This is a genomic window from Kitasatospora mediocidica KCTC 9733 (assembly GCF_000744225.1).
GTDB lineage: Bacteria > Actinomycetota > Actinomycetes > Streptomycetales > Streptomycetaceae > Kitasatospora > Kitasatospora mediocidica.
The window spans coordinates 457,332-470,638 of record NZ_JQLN01000005.1 but is presented as its reverse complement, the minus strand read 5'-3'; the positions used below and the strand labels follow the sequence as shown (position 1 = coordinate 470,638).

Genomic DNA, 13,307 nt, shown 5'->3' with positions numbered 1-13,307 from the left:
ACGGCGCCGACACGGGACCCTCAACCCATGTGGCACCGCAGCCCGGAGCTGTCGTCGGGCGCCACGTCCGCGAGGGACGCGCGGCAGCAGGACTGTGCGGGGTCCTGGTGCGACGGCGACCGACCGAGGAGCGACCGCGCGCAGTCAGGGCAGTTGCGCGGGGGGCCGTTCCTTGGTGCTCCTTCATTGTGGACTAGACCAATCTGGGTTGTCCAGGCGTCCGCACACATTGGTCTGGACAACGCCGGCCAAGCCGCCGCCGGGCCATCCCGGCTACGCTCGCCCTGTGCCCTCGCTGAACGAACTCGTCCGCCGCCACACCACCCTCACCGGTGCCGACGTGGAGTGGCTGCATCTGCTGGTCTCGGAATGGCAGCTGCTCTCCGACCTGTCCTTCGCCGATCTGGTGCTCTGGATCCCCACCTGGGACGGCATCCGCTACGTCTCGGTCGCCCAGATGCGCCCGAACACAGGTCCGACCTCCTACCAGGACGACATGGTCGGCCACCTGGTCCCGCGCGGCCGCCGCCCCCTGCTGGACGCCGCCTTCGACGAGGGCCGGATCGTCCGCGAGGGTGACCCGGAGTGGCGCGAGGAGGTGCCGGTGCGGGTGGAGTCCATCCCGGTCCGGCGGGAGGGGCGGGTACTGGGAGTGATCGCCCGCAACACCAACCTGCTCACCGTGCGTACGCCCAGCCGGCTGGAGCTGACCTACCTGCAGAGCGCCTCCGACCTCGCCCAGATGATCGCCGCAGGAACGTTTCCCTACGCCGGCGAGCAGGTCGACATGGACGCCGCGCCGCGGGTCGGCGACGGGCTGATCCGGCTGGACGCCGAGGGCATCGTCACCTACGCCAGCCCCAACGCGCTCTCCGCCTATCACCGGCTCGGCCTCACCACGGATCTGGTGGGTGGTCACCTCGGGCGCACCACTTCGGAGTTGTCGCTTCCGTCGCGCGGCGCGGTGCACGAGGCACTGGCGAAACTGGCCAGCGGCTGGGCTCCCCGGCAGACCGAGGTGGAGGCCCAGGGCGGCGTGGTGACCCTGCGGGCGATCCCGCTCAAGCCCAAGGGCGTGCACACCGGTTCGCTGGTGCTGGCCCGCGACGTCACCGAACTCCGGCGCCGCGAACGCGAACTGATGACCAAGGACGCCACCATCCGGGAGATCCACCACCGGGTGAAGAACAACCTCCAGACGGTGGCCGCACTGCTGCGGCTGCAGTCCCGCCGGATGGACTCCGAGGCGGCCCGCGCCGCGCTGGACGAGGCGGTCCGCCGGGTCGGCTCGATCGCCATCGTGCACGAGACGCTCTCGCAGAACCTGGACGAGCGGGTCGCCTTCGACGAGATCGCCGACCGGGTGCTGTCGATGGTGATGGAGCTGTCCCACGAGGGCCAGGTGACCACCCGGCGCAGCGGCAGCTTCGGGATCCTCTCGGCCGACGTGGCAACGCCGTTGGCGATGGTCCTCACCGAGCTGCTGCAGAACGCCCTGGAGCACGCGTTCGGTCCGAAGGCGGCCGGCAACCTGGAGGTCAGCGCGCTGCGCGGCCGGGCGCCGGCCACCGGCATGGGCTGGTCGGACAGTTGGAACGGGGGAGCGAAGCCCGACGAATACCTGCTGATCACCGTGCAGGACAACGGTTGCGGGATGCCCGAGGGGTTCGACCCACAGAAGGCCGGCAATCTCGGGCTGCAGATCGTCCGGACCCTGGCCACCGGGGAGTTGGGCGGCACCTTCGACATGGTCGCGGCCCCGGACGGCGGTACGAAGGTCGTCCTGGAGATTCCGGTTCGCTGATCCCGCGCGCGAAGCCGCGGGCCGCAGGCCAGCCGGGGCCGAAAAGCTGGGGAAAGAGAAACGAGGCCCTGCCGACCGGGGGGGGTGGGTCGGCAGGGCCTCTCAACCCGTTCCGGCCGTCGGGGGGAGTCGGTCGGAACGGGGGCTCTTTGGTGGTGTGGCACTGTCGGCTGACAGCGGGCACCGGCAGGTCGCTCGCCCCGTGGTGTTGCGTACGGTGAGCGTCCCAGGTCCACGATATTGCTCTGTGTGAACAGTATCAAGTGTCCGGGCCGAGCTGTGCCACAGCGGCCGCGCCGGGGCGCGGCCAGATCCTGCGGAAGGCCTCGCCAGAGTGGCGGCGAAGTCCTTGATCGTATGGCGATCGGTCCTACTGAAGATCAGTACGTTGGCTAGCCAAGTGGCCAATCCTGTGGTCAGCTCTGCCGCTGATCAGACTTACTGATCTGTACTGCTAACGTGCGGTGTAACGGGAAGTCGCTCAGGCGGTGCGGGCGCGGTTGCGGGCGGCACGGCGCTTCATCGCACGGCGCTCGTCCTCGCTCATTCCGCCCCAGACGCCGGCGTCCTGGCCGGTCTCAAGAGCCCACTGCAGACACTGCTCCATGACGGGACAGCGGCGGCACACGGCCTTGGCTTCCTCGATCTGCAGCAGAGCAGGACCGGTGTTCCCGATCGGGAAGAACAGCTCCGGGTCCTCTTCGCGGCAGACTGCGCGGTGACGCCAATCCATGGTCGTCCAACTCCTCCTGCCGACAGGCGGTGGCCCGGTTCGGCGCAATCGATGGCTTGTGAATGTGAACGCTTTCACGAATCCCGCAACGGCAAAAGGGCCCGAAGGCCTCTACGGCCTGACGGTCTGAGCTGAGGGGGGTTCGGGCGAGTCCTGAGAGGATCCCGGTCGGGATGCTCAGTGGGGATGCGTCGCGGTGTCCCGCTGCGACGTGTCCCGATCGCCATGTAGAGGTTCGCAAACCTCGGGCTCGGATACAACCCCCTTCGAGAAGGAATTTTTGATTCTTCGGTGTCGCCTAGCTCACAGCCCGTACTTCTATGGGGTGAAGGGGGCTAGCGCGTTCGAGAAGAAGGGCGGGACCCCCTTCTGGTCACACAATCACACGCAGTGCCCGGCGAACGCCTGTGAAACTGACGCGACTCCTGTCTCCAAGGTGGTCCCCATCGACCTGAAATGGGGCCGGTTCCTGTGAAACCAAGGTGAAGTGTCTGACGTCGTGATAGGAGACGACGTGTTTCCCGGTGGGTCCGGTGGCCCGCGCGGATTGCTCCGAAGGAGTGTGCGGCCGCAGGATCTGACGGACCGTACGAGCGGTGCCGAACGCGGTCATTCGAGTGACGCCGAAGACATCCAGATCGGTTTCGAAGGATGCCTCGGGGGAGGGCAGCACCGGGCGATTCCCGAGAAAGGTCCACGGGGAGGTGTTGGACACTATGGTCATCACCAGTCCGGACTGCGGTGCGCGGCCCGGAATCTCCAGCGTCACCGGCCCCCGCCGACGGTGTTCACGTTCGGTGACGTAGTGCCGCAGTGCTTCGCGGATGTACAGCGCGTGCGTCGACTTCCGTCCTGACCTGCGCTGATCCTCGACCCGGCCGACGACGCCGGCGTCGAAGCCGAGGCCGGCGGTGAAGGTGAACCAGCGGTCAGGCACCCCGTCCGTCATCGCCTTGCCCAGCGAGATCGCCCGCTCCCGGCGGTGCTCCAGGGCGTCCAGCAGGACGCCGGTGGCCTCCACCGGGTGATTGGGCAGGCCGAGCGCCCGGGCGAAGACATTGGTGCTGCCGCCGGGCACCAGCGCGAGTCTGGGCACTCGTTCGGAGGGTCCGTGCGTGAGCAGTCCGTTGACGACCTCGTTGACCGTGCCGTCGCCGCCGAGCGCCACCACCAGGTCCACGGTGCCGGACTCGGTGGCCTCGCGGGCCAGATCCCGGGCGTGGCCGCGGTACTCGGTGACCGCGACCTCCAGTTTGAGATCACTGCGCAGGGCGTGGGTCAGGACATCCCTGGTACGGCCACTGGTGGTGGTGGCCTTCGGGTTCACGACCAGAAGCGCGCGCATGAGGTTCAGCCTACGGCCCGGTCCGCCGCGGTCGGCGGCTACCCTGCTGGGGTGACCGCAGAAACCTCCGCACCCGCCTCCGTCCCCACCTCCCGGCCGCTGCCGCTGCTCGTCGGCGCCGCCCTCTCCGCGGCCGAGGGCGCGGCCCTGGCCGGCTGGGGGATCTACATGAGCGTGGCCGGCCTGGTCGAGGACACCAGGAACCAGGGCCTGAACGAGTTCGGCGGGTTCGTCATCCTGCTGCTCGGCCTGCTGCCGCTGTTCGCCGCCTGGGGGCTGCTGCGACTGCGCAGCTGGGGCCGCAGCCCGTCCGTGCTGGTGCACACGCTCTGCCTGCCGGTCGGCTACTTCATGCTGCAGACCGGCGGCGCGATGGCCGCGCTGGGCGTGCTGGTCGCGCTGGCCGGCGTGGTCGGCACGGTGGCCCTGCTGACCCCCCGCGTCACCGGGGCGCTCTACCGCTGAATCCGCACGCGCGAACGGCCCGGGGACAGGACGTCCCCGGGCCGTTCGCGGCTGTCTACTCCTCGACGAGGAGCTTGTCGCGCAGCTGGGCCAGGGTGCGGGCCAGCAGCCGCGAGACGTGCATCTGCGAGATGCCCACCTCCGCGGCGATCTGCGACTGGGTCATGTTCCGGAAGAACCGCAGCACCAGGATCTTCTGCTCGCGCTGCGGCAGTTGGGCCAGCAACGGCTTCAGCGACTCCCGGTACTCGACGCCCTCCAGCGCCTCGTCGGTGGCCCCCAGGGTGTCCGCCACGGCCGGCGACTCGTCGTCGCTGTCCGGGACGTCCAGGGAGAGCGTGCTGTACGCGTTGGCGGACTCCAGGCCCTCCAGCACGTCCTCCTCGGTGATCCCGAGGTGCTCCGCCAGCTCGTGCACGGTGGGGGAGCGGCCGTGCCGCTGGGACAGCTCGCTGGTCGCGGTGGTCAGCGAGAGCCGCAGCTCCTGGAGCCGGCGCGGCACCCGGACCGCCCAGCCCTTGTCCCGGAAGTGCCGCTTGATCTCGCCGACGATGGTCGGGGTGGCGTAGGTGGAGAACTCCACGCCGCGCTCGTGGTCGAACCGGTCCACCGACTTGATCAGGCCGATGGTGGCCACCTGGGTCAGGTCGTCCAGCGGCTCGCCCCGGTTGCGGAACCGCCGGGCCAGGTGCTCGACCAGCGGGATGTGCATCCGGACCAGCTGGTTGCGCAGCTCCACGCGCTCGGGCGAGCCGTCGGACAGGGTGGAGAGCCGGACGAAGAGCGCCCGGGCCGCCTCCCGGTCCGGGGCTCCGGAGCGGTGGTGCGGGGTCAGCTGGGCGGGGACCGAGGCCCGGACGGGCTCGGCCTGGTCCGGCACGGCGTCGTCCGCGGCCTCCGGCAGGCCTGCCGGCGCCTGGTCCGGCAGCGCGGCTGCCGTGGGCTCCGGCGTCGGGTCGGTCGGCTGGCTCATCCGGTGGGCGTCCTTCGGGTGCGCGTCGTCGTGGGAGGCGGGCCCCGGGGTGGACCCGCCCGGCTGGGCCGGTACGGTACGGCGGCCGGCCGCCGTACCGAGCGCGGCGTGGCCTTCGGCGGGCGGCAGGTCGCCCATCGGCAGATCGGTCATGGGCAGCTCGGTCATGGGCCGAGACGCGGCAGCAGAGTTGCGATCCAGATCACTCACGGCGATCCCCCGTTCCGTTCCGGGAGCACCCGGCCGCCATCGCGGCCGGGCCATCACATTGGTTGTACCGCGATTCGCCCCCGGAACGGGAGCGAACCGCTCCGGGGGTCCGACTCCGTCGATCGCCGCCGACCCGCACGGCCGGTGAGGAGGTCACGGCTGGCTGATCGTCCCGCCGCGCTTCTTGTGCAGACTGATGGTGACCGTCCGGTCCTCGGCGACCGTCGACTCCACCTCGCCGGCCAGTGCGGAGAGCACCGTCCAGGCGAAGGTGTCGCGCTCCGGTGCCCGGCCGTCCGTGGTGGGGGCCGAGACGGTCACCCGCAGGGCGTCCCCGACCAGTCTGAACACGCAGCACAGGACAGAGCCCGGCACCGCCTGCTGGAGCAGGATGGCGCAGGCCTCGTCCACCGCGATGCGTAGGTCCTCGATCTCGTCGAGGGTGAAGTCCAGGCGGGCTGCGAGGCCGGCCGTGGCCGTCCGCAGCACCGAGAGGTAGGCACCCTGCGCGGGCAGGCGTACCTCCACGAAGTCCTTGGCTGCCTGGTTCTCAGGATCGCCGTCGATCTGGGACACCCTCACCTCCTGGGTGACGCGCTGTGCTGGAGACCCCAAGGCCGCGGCACGTTCTGTTGCATGACTCAAGTGCTTCGCCCCAACTGTCTTGAGGGGTGGTGCGGTACGCAGCGGTTCCTACCCAGTCGGGAGGCACCGGACGCAGGCCGTCCGCCCGAGACGTTACCGCTATCGGCGGACGGATGTCGCGACCCCGGACGGGCCGAGGGTGACTCATGGTAGGCCCCGGCGACCCTGTGGGGCAGACATCCGACGTGATTCCTCGCTGCCGGCTCAGCGGGTGCCGAGCACGCGCAGGGCGTCCCCGGTCAGCCGGTGGACCGTCCACTCGTCCATCGGCTCGGCGCCGAGCGCCCGGTAGAAGCCGATCGACGGCTCGTTCCAGTCCAGGACCGACCACTCGAAGCGCTCGTAGCCGCGCTCCACGGCGGTCCGCGCCAGCTCGGTGAGCAGCGCCTTGCCGTGCCCGCCGCCGCGCGCGGAGGGCCGGACGTAGAGGTCCTCCAGGTAGATGCCGTGGGTGCCCCGCCAGGTGGAGAAGTTGCGGAACCAGAGGGCGAAGCCGACTCTCTCGCCGGTCGCGTCGTCCTCGGCGATGTGCGCGAAGACGGCCGGCTGCTCGCCGAAGAGCGCCTCGCGCAGCTGCTCCTCGGTGGCTTTCGCCTCGTGCAGGGCCTTCTCGTAGTCCGCGAGCTCGCGGATCATCTCGATGATGACGGGGACGTCGTCCACGGTGGCTTGCCTGATCATGTGCCCGAGCCTACTGGGGCGGCGGGCCGGACCGAAGGCGCTGCGGGCGTCACCCTGGCGCCACCGGTTCCACCCGAACGGCGGATGCCCCTCACTCCTGGGAGTGAGGGGCATCCGCGCGGTGCGACGTCGAACGTCACGCCTTCTTGGTCTCCCAGAAGATCGTGTCGATCTGGGCGATGAGCTCGAGGAGCTTCTCGCCGGTCTTCGGGTCGGTCGAGGCCTTGGTGGCCGAGGCGGCCTTCAGGGCGTCGTTGAAGAGCTGGTGCAGCTCGGGGTACTTCTCGAAGTGCGGGGCCTTGAAGTAGTCGCTCCACAGGACCGACAGGTGGTGCTTGACGGCCTCGGCGCGCTGCTCCTTGATGATCAGGGCGCGAACGCGGAAATCGGCGTCCTCGTTGGCCTGGTACTTCTCCTGAGTACCCTTCACCGACTCGGCCTCGATCCGGGCCTGGGCCGGGTCGTAGACACCGCAGGGCAGGTCACAGTGCGCGTGCGCGGTCACCCGCGGAGCAAACAGACGAGAGAACATGGGAGTCCTTCCTTAGATCGTCTTCCCGCGGCCGAGACTACCCGTTTGCCCCCTGGATCTCTCGGCCGGGACAGGGGCCTAGGGCAAAAGGCGGAGCCGCAACCGGTAGATATCGGACGCCTGTGCGTGATGCGCGATGCTGGACCGTGGACGCATGGCGCCGGACGGCGGCACGGACCAGGAGGCGGAGCGAATGGCGGCGAAGCGACGGGATTCTGACGTCGGCCCAGAGGACGTCGGGCCGGAGCCGGTGGAGCGGGTCGGCGGCGGCCTGCTGCCGTTCGGCCTGATGACGGTGGCCGGGCCCTCGATGGTCCCCACCCTGCGGGGCGGTGACCAGCTCGTCGTCCGGTACGGCGCCAGGGTGCGGCCCGGCGCGGTGGTGCTGGTCCGTCACCCGCTGCGGCAGGACCTGCTGGTGGTCAAGCGGGCCACCGAGCGCCGGACGGGCGGCTGGTGGCTGCTGTCCGACAACCAGTTCGTCGAGAGCGACAGCCGCGAGTACGGCGCGGTCCCCGAGGACCTGGTGCTCGGCCGGGTCCTGTTCCGGGTGCGGCCCAGTCCGGTCTGGCTGGCGCCGGCCGGGTGGCTGGAGCGGCTGCTCTGCGGCTGGCCGCTGGCCCGGGTGCCGGGCCTGGCGGCCAGGTTCGGGGTCTTCCGCGGGCTCAGCCCCGAGCTGTGAGGGCGGCGGCGGCCGCGCTGGCGGCGGCCTCCACGCGCTTGCGGGCCCGGTAGGCGGCCACGTTGGCCCGGGTGGCGCAGCGGTCGGAGCAGTAGCGGCGCGAGCGGTTGGTCGAGGTGTCCAGATAGGCGTTGCGGCAGGGGACCGCCTGGCAGATGCCCAGGCGGTCGGCGCCCAGCTCGGTCAGGTGGATGGCCAGGCCCATGCAGGCGACCGCGGTGAAGTTGGCCGCGGCGGTCGGCGCGTTGTCGGCCAGGTGCAGGTGCCAGCGCGGCCGCCCGCTCTCGTCCAGGTAGTCGTGGCCGGAGACCAGGGGGCTCACCGGGTACTCCACCAGCAGGCTGTTCAGCAGGTCGACCCCGCGGACCTCGTCGCCCTCCGCGGCGGCCACGAAGACCGCCCGCAGCCTGGTCCGGACCCCGCGCAGCCGGGGCAGGTCGGACTCGTCGGCCAGCCGGGCGCCGCGCGAGTCGCTGACCGCGAAGAGCGCGCGGACGGCCTCGACGGAGACCAGCGCGTCGGTGCCGCGCTCGGGCTCCTCGCTGTTCACCAGGCGGACGGCGTAGTCGGCGTACGCGGCGAGTTCCACGGCGGTCCTTCCAGGAGAGCGGTAACGGGCAGGCAGCCTTAAGCCTATTACCCGGAGGGGAAAACGCGAAGGCGCCGGCCTTCGCGGGGCCGGCGCCTTCGTCGCGGGTCACAGCACCTTGGAGAGGAACGCCTTGGTGCGGTCGTGCTGCGGGTTGGTGAGCACCTCGCGCGGGTGGCCGGACTCGACCACCACGCCGTCGTCCATGAAGACCAGCGCGTCGCCGACCTCGCGGGCGAAGCCCATCTCGTGGGTGACCACGATCATCGTCATGCCCTCCTCGGCGAGGCCGCGCATGACGTCCAGCACGTCGCCGACCAGCTCCGGGTCGAGCGCCGAGGTGGGCTCGTCGAAGAGCATCAGCTTGGGCTGCATGGCCAGCGCCCGGGCGATGGCGACCCGCTGCTGCTGGCCGCCGGAGAGCTGGGACGGGTAGCTGGCGGCCTTGTCGGCCAGCCCGACCCGCTCCAGCAGGGCCCGCGCCCGCTCCCGGGCGTCACCCCGGCTCTCGCCCCTGACCTGGACCGGCGCCTCGACGATGTTCTCCAGCGCGGTCATGTGCGGGAAGAGGTTGAAGCGCTGGAACACCATGCCGATGTCGCGCCGCTTGCGGGCCACCTCCTGGTCGCGCAGCTCGTAGAGCTTGTCGCCCTTCTGCCGGTAGCCGACCAGCTCGCCGTCGACCGAGAGCCGGCCGCCGCTGACCTTCTCCAGGTGGTTGATGCACCGCAGGAAGGTGGACTTCCCGGAGCCGGACGGGCCGATCAGGCAGAACACCTCGCCCTGCTGGACCTCCAGGTCGATGCCCTTGAGCACCTCGACCAGGCCGTACGACTTGCGCACGCCCTCGGCCCGGACCATCGGGCCGCCGTTGCCGACGCCGTCCGCCGGTGCCTTCGTCGGGTCAGTCATGGGGAGCGCCTTCGGCCGGGGGCAGCGCCGCGGTGGGCGCGGCCGCGGGGGTGCGGACGAACAGGGCCCGCAGCTTCTGCAGCGGAGTGGCCGGCAGCGCGCGGTTGGAGCCGCGGGCGAAGTACCGCTCCAGGTAGTACTGGCCGACCGTCAGGATCGAGGTCATGAAGAGGTACCAGATGCTGACCACGATGAGCAGCGGGATGTTCTTGAAGTTGTGCGAGTAGATGTTCTGCCCGGCCTGGAAGAGTTCCTCCAGCGCGATCACGCTGACCAGCGAGGTGGTCTTGAGCATCGAGATGGTCTCGTTGCCGGTCGGCGGAATGATCACGCGCATCGCCTGCGGCAGGATGATCCGCCGCATCGTGCGGGCCCGGCTCATGCCGAGCGCGTGCGCCGCCTCGGTCTGTCCCTCGTCCACCGACTGGATACCGCCGCGCACGATCTCGGCCATGTACGCGGCCTCGTTGAGACCGAGTCCCAGCAGGGCCGCGACGAATGTCGGAATCAGCGTGTTGGTCGACTCCGACCAGAATGCGGGACCGAACGGAATTCCGATCGAGAGTCTTTGCCAGAGCAGGCCGAGAAAGTTCCAGAACACCAGTTGGACGAGGACCGGGGTGCCGCGGAACACCCAGATGTACAGCCAGGCGGCCGACGAGAGCAGCGGATTGGGCGACAACCGCATGACGGCCAGGATCACGCCGCCGACCGCGCCCATGAGCATCGACAGGGCGGTGAGTTCGAGCGTGACGCCGATGCCGTGCAGGATGCTCTGCTGGAAGAGGTACTTGCGTACCACGTCCCATTCGAAGACCGGATTGAAGATCAGGGCGTGCAGCAGCATCGCCGCGAGGACCGCGACGACGATTCCGCCGACCCAGCGTCCGGGGTGGCGCACCGGGACGGCCTTGATCGTCTCAGGCCGTCCCGCGGGCACCTCCCCCTTGTCTGATGGGTTCACTGTGGTGACCTAGGGGTGAGAGGGCGGAGGGCGGCGATCAGCTGACGGCGCCGTTGACGACCGACTTGTTGATCGCACCGGCCTCGACGCCCCACTTCTGCAGGATCTGCTTGTAGGTCCCGTCGTCGATCAGCGACTGCACGGCGCCCTGGACGGCGGGGGTGAGCGCGGAGCCCTTGGCCACCACGACACCGTAGGGGGCGGAGTCGGTGACCGTGCCGATCCGGTCCAGCTGGCCGCTGGTCTTGACCGCGTAGTCGACCACGGGGGAGTCGGCCAGCATGGCGTCGTCACGGCCGGCGACCACCGCGTTGGTGACGTCCGTCTGCAGGTCGAACTTGTCGCCGTTGTTCGGGATGGTGGGCTTGCCCGCCTTCACGCACGCCGGGTTGAGGGTGTTGGTGATCTCGTCGGCCTGCGTGGTGCCGGTCTGCACGGCGACCTTCTTGCCGCACAGGTCGTTGGCGTCGATCTTCTGCGGGTTGCCCTTCTTCACCGCCGTGCCGGTGCCCGCGGTGAAGTAGGTGACCATGTCGACGGTCGCCTCGCGGTCCTTGCTGTCGGTGAAGGAACTCATCCCGAGCTGGTACTTGTTCGCCTGGATGCCCGGGATGATCGCGGTGAACTTGGAGTCCTGGACGTCCGTCGTCAGGCCGAGCTTGGCCGCGATGGCGGCGGCCAGGTCGATGTCCATGCCCTGGATCTTGCCGCTGTCGTCCTTGAACTCGTTCGGCGCGTACGAGGCGTCGGTGCCGACCACGAGCTTGCCGCTCGACTTCACGTCGGCGGGCACCATCGCGGCCAGCGAGGCGACGGCGCTGGGCGTGGCGATCGCCGCAGCGGAAGAGGCGCCGGACGAGGACGAGCTGCTCCCGCTGCTGCCGCAGCCGGTGAGGACCAGCGAACCGGTGGCGAGGGCCGCCGCTACTGCCAGCAGCCGGGCGTGGGGGGTACGAGCGCTCATGGGGCGAGCCTCCTGTGGGGAAGAAGGTGGGACGGATCGTGCCGCGGGGGACCGAGGGCGCTGCTGGGTGGGACCACTCTCCGTCGAAGTGGTGGGGGAATCCTGCCATCACCGAACTGTTGAACGGAGCATCATTCAGATCAAAAATGGATAACGAGGAGTGGTGTTGTTCGATTACCGGAGGAGAGCAGGTCGACTGCCTGCCCTCCTCCGTCCTTTTTGACAGGTTCTCACCGGTTATGGGCTCACGCCCGGTGAACGCCCGGTGAGTGGTGCGTCCGGCGGGCTCAGAACCCGCCGTTGATCTGGGCCACCGGCACGGCGCCGCTGTGCATGTCCCAGGTGGTCAGCAACTTGTCGTAGGTCCCGTTGCGGATCAGCTGGTTGAGCGCGCCGGAGAGCACGTCGCGCAGCGCCGGGTCGGTCTTGGCGACGGTGATCCCGTACGGGCTCGGCTGCAGCAGCGAGCCGGTCACCTGGAACTTGGTGCCCTGCCGGCTCGGGTCGGTGGTGTACGCGGCGACCGGGTAGTCGTTGAGGTCGGCGACCGCGGTGCCGGCGTCGACCTCCGCCAGCGCCTGGACGTCGGTGTCGAACAGGTCGACCTTCAACGGCCGGTTCGACCGGCCGCAGGCGGTCTGCTGGCGCGCGGCTATCTCGGCCTGGACGGTCCCGCGCTGCAGCGCGATGGTGCGGCCGCACAGGTTGTCCAGGGTGCTGATGTTCTGCGGGTTGCCGGCCTTCACCAGGAGCGTGCTGCCGGTCTCGAAGTAGTCGACGAAGTCGACCCCGGGGTTGACCTGCTTGCCGTTGTCGTCGGCCCCGGTCTGCCGTTGCTGGGTGTCGATCACGGCCGACATGGCCAGGTCGATCCTGCCGGACTGGACGGCCGGGATCAGCTGGTCGAACGGCATGTTGTCGAACTGCACCTTGAGGCCCAGGTAGTTGCCGAGCGCGGCCGCCAGGTCCGGGTCCAGGCCGACCGCGGCCGCGTTCTGGTCCTCGAAGTCGACCGGGGCGTAGTTGAGGTTGGAGCCGATCCGGAGCACACCGGTCGACTTGACCGCCTTGGGGAGCTGCGCGCGCAGGCGCGCTCCGGGGTCGGCGGTGGAGGCGCCGGTGCTGCCGCAGCCGGCCAGCAGCAGGGAGCCCAGGCCGACGGCCAGAACAGGGCGCACGGGTACGGAAAACGGTCTGTAGGGCATGGCAGAGCTCTTCCAGAGGGGGGGAAGTGAGAGGGGGAGTCCGCCGTGGGAGGGCTGCTGGGGTGTGCAGCGCGGACCTCGGACGAATGCCCTGGAGGGCCGCGGGGAGAAGGGTGTGCGGCCGGTCGCGCGAGGTCCGCCGCAAGCGGCGGGAATGGGGATCTTCCCATCCCGGTCTGCCGGACCGGGGGGCGGGTGTGTCAGAATCTGCTATCGGGTGATCCCCGATACCGAACAGAGACCGCCGGCTCCCGACAGGGCCGGGGTGCGCAGGACCGGAAGTCGATTCACGTCGACTCCGTAGCCGAGGCACCAGCTCCCCTCCGCGTCTACTGTTCACCCCTGCGGGTGTGGCGTACCGAATCGCCGGTGAAGACACCGGTACTCAGAGTTCTTCCGAAACTCGAGTGCCGAGTGGTGTCGTCCCGGGGTGAACAGTGCGTGACGAGGAAACCAGGCACAGGTGCGGTGCCTTTTCTCGGGCCTAGGCTCAAGCCCGGATGCACAGCGCAACACCCTAAAACCCTCACCCGAGGGCGGCCGTCCGACGGTAGCGCCCCGACCTCCCGGCTCCGGGCCCGCTGTGGCGGGACCCGGGATTTC

14 protein-coding genes are annotated in these 13,307 nt (G+C 69.8%); 3 read left to right on the top strand and 11 right to left on the bottom strand.

What is annotated here, in order from left to right; translation table 11 throughout:
- Window positions 1-286: 286 nt before the first annotated feature.
- Complete coding sequence (locus tag BS80_RS16205) at window positions 287-1,804, top strand: sensor histidine kinase (RefSeq protein WP_035798108.1); 1,518 nt, start codon at window positions 287-289, stop codon at window positions 1,802-1,804.
- Between the two features lie 481 nt (window positions 1,805-2,285).
- On the opposite strand, the gene BS80_RS16200 is transcribed toward BS80_RS16205, so the two are convergent.
- Both BS80_RS16200 and BS80_RS16195 read right to left on the bottom strand, forming a co-directional pair.
- Window positions 2,286-2,537, bottom strand: coding sequence for a WhiB family transcriptional regulator (locus BS80_RS16200; RefSeq protein WP_014138019.1), 252 nt, complete (start codon window positions 2,535-2,537; stop codon window positions 2,286-2,288).
- A 373-nt stretch (window positions 2,538-2,910) separates the two neighbouring features.
- Window positions 2,911-3,882: a diacylglycerol/lipid kinase family protein gene (locus tag BS80_RS16195; RefSeq protein ID WP_035798105.1), complete on the bottom strand. Its 972-nt coding sequence runs from the start codon at window positions 3,880-3,882 to the stop codon at window positions 2,911-2,913.
- Window positions 3,883-3,933: 51 nt separating this feature from the next.
- Here BS80_RS16195 and BS80_RS16190 point away from each other — a divergent pair, with 51 nt between their 5' ends.
- Window positions 3,934-4,347 (top strand): hypothetical protein, encoded by a 414-nt coding sequence (locus BS80_RS16190; RefSeq protein WP_063771993.1) that lies wholly within the window; start codon window positions 3,934-3,936, stop codon window positions 4,345-4,347.
- Between the two features lie 55 nt (window positions 4,348-4,402).
- On the opposite strand, the gene BS80_RS16185 is transcribed toward BS80_RS16190, so the two are convergent.
- The 4 genes from BS80_RS16185 to sodN form a co-directional block, all read right to left on the bottom strand.
- The gene (locus tag BS80_RS16185; protein ID WP_232246499.1) at window positions 4,403-5,488 is read right to left on the bottom strand and encodes an RNA polymerase sigma factor SigF; all 1,086 of its coding nucleotides are present in this window, start codon (window positions 5,486-5,488) and stop codon (window positions 4,403-4,405) included.
- Between the two features lie 195 nt (window positions 5,489-5,683).
- Window positions 5,684-6,106, bottom strand: a complete 423-nt coding sequence (locus BS80_RS16180) for an ATP-binding protein (protein ID WP_035798099.1) — start codon at window positions 6,104-6,106, stop codon at window positions 5,684-5,686.
- A 273-nt stretch (window positions 6,107-6,379) separates the two neighbouring features.
- Complete coding sequence (locus tag BS80_RS16175) at window positions 6,380-6,856, bottom strand: GNAT family N-acetyltransferase (protein ID WP_035798096.1); 477 nt, start codon at window positions 6,854-6,856, stop codon at window positions 6,380-6,382.
- Between the two features lie 136 nt (window positions 6,857-6,992).
- A complete protein-coding gene (sodN, locus tag BS80_RS16170; RefSeq protein WP_035798093.1) occupies window positions 6,993-7,388 on the bottom strand; it encodes a superoxide dismutase, Ni in 396 nt (131 codons plus the stop codon).
- Window positions 7,389-7,677: 289 nt separating this feature from the next.
- On the opposite strand from sodN, the gene sodX reads away from it, so the two are divergent.
- Window positions 7,678-8,070 carry a nickel-type superoxide dismutase maturation protease gene (gene sodX, locus BS80_RS37760; RefSeq protein ID WP_232246611.1) on the top strand — a complete coding sequence of 131 codons (393 nt, stop codon included), beginning with the start codon at window positions 7,678-7,680 and terminating at the stop codon, window positions 8,068-8,070.
- On the opposite strand, the gene BS80_RS16160 is transcribed toward sodX, so the two are convergent.
- From BS80_RS16160 to BS80_RS16140, 5 genes are all read right to left on the bottom strand, one after another.
- Complete coding sequence (locus BS80_RS16160) at window positions 8,054-8,659, bottom strand: CGNR zinc finger domain-containing protein (RefSeq protein ID WP_035798092.1); 606 nt, start codon at window positions 8,657-8,659, stop codon at window positions 8,054-8,056. The genes sodX and BS80_RS16160 overlap by 17 nt on opposite strands.
- Before the next feature lie 108 nt (window positions 8,660-8,767).
- The gene (locus BS80_RS16155) at window positions 8,768-9,571 is read right to left on the bottom strand and encodes an amino acid ABC transporter ATP-binding protein (RefSeq protein ID WP_051966678.1); all 804 of its coding nucleotides are present in this window, start codon (window positions 9,569-9,571) and stop codon (window positions 8,768-8,770) included.
- Window positions 9,564-10,511, bottom strand: coding sequence for an amino acid ABC transporter permease (locus tag BS80_RS16150; RefSeq protein ID WP_035798090.1), 948 nt, complete (start codon window positions 10,509-10,511; stop codon window positions 9,564-9,566). The genes BS80_RS16155 and BS80_RS16150 overlap by 8 nt, the downstream gene beginning before the upstream one ends.
- Window positions 10,512-10,572: 61 nt before the next feature.
- Window positions 10,573-11,499, bottom strand: a complete 927-nt coding sequence (locus tag BS80_RS16145; protein ID WP_035798088.1) for an ABC transporter substrate-binding protein — start codon at window positions 11,497-11,499, stop codon at window positions 10,573-10,575.
- 287 nt (window positions 11,500-11,786) lie between these two features.
- Window positions 11,787-12,677, bottom strand: a complete 891-nt coding sequence (locus BS80_RS16140; RefSeq protein WP_051966676.1) for an ABC transporter substrate-binding protein — start codon at window positions 12,675-12,677, stop codon at window positions 11,787-11,789.
- Between the last annotated feature and the right edge of the window lie 630 nt (window positions 12,678-13,307).

What these genes read in the sequence shown, in the direction of transcription:
- BS80_RS16175 (WP_035798096.1), bottom strand. Translation starts at nt 6,856, where the DNA reads ATGATCAGGCAAGCCACCGTGGACGACGTCCCCGTCATCATCGAGATG.
- BS80_RS16155 (WP_051966678.1), bottom strand. Translation starts at nt 9,571, where the DNA reads ATGACTGACCCGACGAAGGCACCGGCGGACGGCGTCGGCAACGGCGGC.
- BS80_RS16185 (WP_232246499.1), bottom strand. Translation starts at nt 5,488, where the DNA reads ATGACCGAGCTGCCCATGACCGATCTGCCGATGGGCGACCTGCCGCCC.
- BS80_RS16145 (WP_035798088.1), bottom strand. Translation starts at nt 11,499, where the DNA reads ATGAGCGCTCGTACCCCCCACGCCCGGCTGCTGGCAGTAGCGGCGGCC.
- BS80_RS16200 (WP_014138019.1), bottom strand. Translation starts at nt 2,537, where the DNA reads ATGGATTGGCGTCACCGCGCAGTCTGCCGCGAAGAGGACCCGGAGCTG.
- sodN (WP_035798093.1), bottom strand. Translation starts at nt 7,388, where the DNA reads ATGTTCTCTCGTCTGTTTGCTCCGCGGGTGACCGCGCACGCGCACTGT.
- sodX (WP_232246611.1), top strand. Translation starts at nt 7,678, where the DNA reads ATGACGGTGGCCGGGCCCTCGATGGTCCCCACCCTGCGGGGCGGTGAC.
- BS80_RS16195 (WP_035798105.1), bottom strand. Translation starts at nt 3,882, where the DNA reads ATGCGCGCGCTTCTGGTCGTGAACCCGAAGGCCACCACCACCAGTGGC.